3 protein-coding genes are annotated in these 4,214 nt (G+C 46.7%); 2 read left to right on the forward strand and 1 reads right to left on the reverse strand.

All coding sequences use genetic code 11. The features are described from left to right. Both DW724_RS15245 and DW724_RS15250 read left to right on the forward strand, forming a co-directional pair. Positions 1-2,642 (forward strand): DUF4474 domain-containing protein (locus tag DW724_RS15245; protein ID WP_118762046.1); only part of this gene is annotated, 2,642 nt, incomplete at its 5' end. A gap of 8 nt (positions 2,643-2,650) precedes the next feature. Further along, positions 2,651-3,364, forward strand: a complete 714-nt coding sequence (locus tag DW724_RS15250) for a hypothetical protein (protein WP_110436382.1) — start codon at positions 2,651-2,653, stop codon at positions 3,362-3,364. Between the two features lie 55 nt (positions 3,365-3,419). Here DW724_RS15250 and DW724_RS15255 read toward each other — a convergent pair. Then, a partial coding sequence (locus DW724_RS15255; protein ID WP_202183549.1) for a replication initiation factor domain-containing protein occupies positions 3,420-4,214 on the reverse strand: 795 nt, incomplete at its 5' end.

Here is a 4,214-nt window from a genome sequence, read left to right on the forward strand (position 1 = left end):
TGTACGGCGGCGGTGACGAGAAGGCCGCGACCACTTATGCCTATGACGCAGCGGGCAATCTGCTGACCGAAACCTCTCCGCTGGGCAGCGTGACTACCTACACGCATGACAAGGAAGGCAATGTACTGACGCAAGTTGATGAAAACGGAAAGCAGACCGCTTACACCTATGATAAGCTGTATCGCATGGTGTCCCGGAAGGATGCGGATGGTACTGCGACCTTCGCCTATGACAAGGCAGGCAACATGACCACGGCCAAGGATGCAAACGGCACGGTAGCATTTGCGTTCGACGCGCTTTCCCGCACCACCGCTGTCACAAATGAGGACGGCACGACCACGGCGTACACCTACGACGCGGCAAACAACCGTCTGTCCATCACCTACCCCGACGGCAAGGCTGTTACGACCGCGTATGATATTCTCGGCAATGTGAAGTCCCAGACCGACCACGACGGCACCGGCGTTACCTACACCCGCGATGCGGAAGGACGCTCGATCAAGGAAGGTCACAGTGACGGCAGCACGACCGAGTACGACTACAACGCTGCCGGTCTGCTGACGCTGCAAAAGGAAGTCACCAAGAGCAACAGCACACGCCGTCAGACTGCGTATACCTACGATGACGCGGGCAATATCGTAAGTGAGAACCGTTCCGGTGTAGACATTGACAAGAAGGACGAGCTGGTACGCTACTACTACGATAAGGCAAACCAGCTTATCCGCACCAATGTTGAAGGCAAGAATACGAAGTATTCCTACGACCTTGCGGGCAATCTGCTTTCCGACGGTACGAACACTTACACCTACGACCTGCAAAACCGTCTGACCAGCAAGACCGGTAAGGACGGTACGACCACTTATACCTATGACGCGGCGGGCAATCTGATTAAGAAGGCTGCACCGGACGGCACGACCGAATATACCTACACGGCACAGAACAAGCTGAAAACCGGCAAGACCGAGGACGGCCAGAGTAGCACCTACACCTACAATGCGCTCAATGTACGCATTAAGAATGTACAGGTGCGCGATAACAAGAATGCCGGTCATGCAAACTCCGACTTGAAGGACGGTTCGCACGGCACCGATTATCTGGACTTCTTGAAGGATGGACGCTTTTTCTGGCAGCGCACATGGGAAACCGAGGTAGGCACGACCTTCCAGAGCAATTTTGAAACCGTAACAAAGAACTATGTTGTGGACTATCTTTCCATTGCCAATCGTGATATACTGGCCACAGAGGACGGCAGCTTCACGCAGCGTTATGTGTATGATGAGAACGGCACCCGAATCTCCGCAGAGTATGGCTATGCAGCCGGCACGAAGCGCGGCGAAGGCGGTGAAAACCTGCAAAGTGACTTTGCTGCAAACGATGTGCGCAAGGTGTGGTATCGCGCCAGCCACCTTGGCAGTACACTGTTTGCCGTAGATGAAAACGGCAAGGTAATCTCGCACACGATCTATGACCCGTGGGGCAATCCGCTGACCGAAACCTATACGGATACGAATTTCAGCGGCATTGACAACTCTAACAATTACACCGGCTACACTTGGGACGAAGTGCTTGACCTGTATTTCGCGCAGAATCGTTTCTACGACCCTGCCGACCACCGGTTCACGCAGGAGGACCCCATCAAGGACGGCGAGAATTGGTATGGGTATTGCGGGAATAATGTGGTTAATTATTCTGATTGGGCTGGACTTGCATCATCGAATACGCGATATGTTGCTACTGATAATGTCTATATGCGTAGTGGCGCAGGTACATCATATAATGTTCTCGCGACATTGCAATATAATACTGCTGTTACATATTTAAACGAGAAGAAAAACAATAACAATTATAATTGGGCTAAAGTTCAATATAAAGGTAAAACGGGTTGGATTGTAGATAAGTATCTAAAAACAAGCAAACGCCCCAGCATATCTGCTACAATTGATTCGGTAGCTCAAAAATTTGGTTTTGAATACTCGTATGGTGGACAATATTTTTATTCTTCTGAATATGGTTGGCAGCGGACATTTGGCTATATGGACCTTTTCGACAAGTATATGAATATTGTTCCAGGTATCAATATTAATTTTTTGTCCTGTATATTCCAATATAACAACAAAACATGGCGTGTGGAATGTTGGAAGGGCGAATATGGTCCTACTGCTGGCGGCGAAGTTGGTCTATATGTTTTAGATGGTACGATGTCACTTAGTCAATATTTTCAAAAGATGCGATGCGATGGTGCAGTGTTTACTGGAACAGAAGCATTTGATAAATTGTTTTCCATGATAAAAAATACGGAACCGTTATCTAAAAATGTTGCATGGTATCGAGCAGCGTATTCTAGCGAATACATTGGTATGAGCATTGCATTTAGAGAAGTGGTACAGAAGAAAAATGGCGGTGATTCGTATACTACCAGTGCTTTTGCTTCCCGTTCCTCGTCGGGGCATTGGTGGCTAACAGTCTTCAAACTTAATTCTGTCAAGAAAGAAAATATTATTATGGATGTTACACTAACATTCCCCAATAGTACAATGCGTAGTGCTTACGATGAGAAACTTTATTGGAAAAGTAAGTATGGCGGATATAAAATTATGAATCGTAAGTCGAATAACAAAGTGGAATCTTTTTCGTGGAGGTGAATTTATTCTTGAAGAAGGTGCTTTTATTGCTGTTATCTACTTTAGTAGGAATATTATCGGGATGTTCTGCCGGTAAACTATCGGTTCCTTCGGGAATATTGGCAACTGACCAAACCGTGGCCGATGAGTATATGACGGATAATTCCTTCTTGACTGCAAGATATGGTTCAGATTACACAGTCACATTTGTTGGCGGAAGCGGTGAGGGTGAAGTCAATCAATCAGGTAAATCGGGTATTATGTCGTTTCAATACATGATAAATGATACGGATTTATATGATGTAGAGGTTGTCAAAGAAAAACATGACGCATGGAAAGTGAAAGGTTTACTTTTAGAATCTACAACTTATTCGTGCGATGAATTAAGTTTTTCGTTCTCTCTGTGTTCCACAGAAAACTATTATGAAGCTAATGGAAACCTCAACATAAATGATACTTCTATACCCGTAATAGTGAGTGTTAATTGTAGCCTTATGACAGTTGAAAATGCTGAATTACGGCAACAATATGAAAAGGCATGGGAACAATTTTCTGTTACTGATGTAGAGAATATGAGTTCGGCAGAGCGTCAACAATGGGATGATCGTGAAAAGGCTTGCACGATGTTTACCTGTTCGGTTGAACCACAATTTGATTCGTTTACAGCCGTCATAAATTCTGATTATGCAGACTTTTTTGATAATACTGTAAACACATTACATTTTCACGAAATTGAACCATAATATTCGACTTTTTAAGCAAACAGCCACCAGAGAATTTTCTCCGGTGGCTGTTCTTTTACTCCAATCCGCTCGTCACCTGCGCGACAATCTTCCTATGCTTTTCGTTCAGCACTGTACCATCCAAAAGCTGCTGCACAAAATCCCGACCTTTCATTTTCTCGATTTCTTGCAGCATTTTGATAGATTTTGCAACCTGTGTGTTAATCCAATTTTCCGTGCGCTCCAAGTCAAACGGTTTCGGCTTCATTGTCAGTTTCAGCTTGCGTTCCTCGCCCTGCATGAACTGTTCCCAGTGTTTGTCCGTAGGACAGTCATAACGCCGCTTATCGGCTTGCGGCTCGATGAAGCGCACATAGTTGTTGATGATGGAAAACGCTGTTCCTGCCGCGTCCTCGCTGTCCATGAGCGCGTCTGCGGAATTTTCCGCCGCGTTGTTCGTCAGCCGCAGTTCAAAGCGGTTGAGAATGTCTGCGTCCTCAATCGACTTGCCAAACTTAGCCTTTTGCTCCTGTGCTTTCTCATAGATACAGAAGTACACATCGGAATCCTTTGAGCCAAGATAGAGCGTGTGACCCATCTCCATCTTTAAGTCCTCGTCGGTTTCCCACGAATTTTCCCGACCGGACGCGAAGTATTCCACATTCCGCAGTCGCGTGACACACTCGCCAGTAACGCGCTTGCGGTACAGCGTCGGCACATGGAGCAGTCCTGCATGGTCGTTGATTGCAAGGTCAATGCGCTTGAATACACAGCCCTCGGCGGCACAGTCGCGCATAAACTCATACCACGACCGTTTCTGTCCGCGCAGATAACACTCAAACTCGCGGCAGCCACACCCGCGCAGTTCCAG

It is taken from the genome of Butyricicoccus sp. AM27-36 (genome assembly GCF_003480945.1).
GTDB classification, from domain to species: Bacteria; Bacillota; Clostridia; order Oscillospirales; family Butyricicoccaceae; genus Agathobaculum; species Agathobaculum butyriciproducens.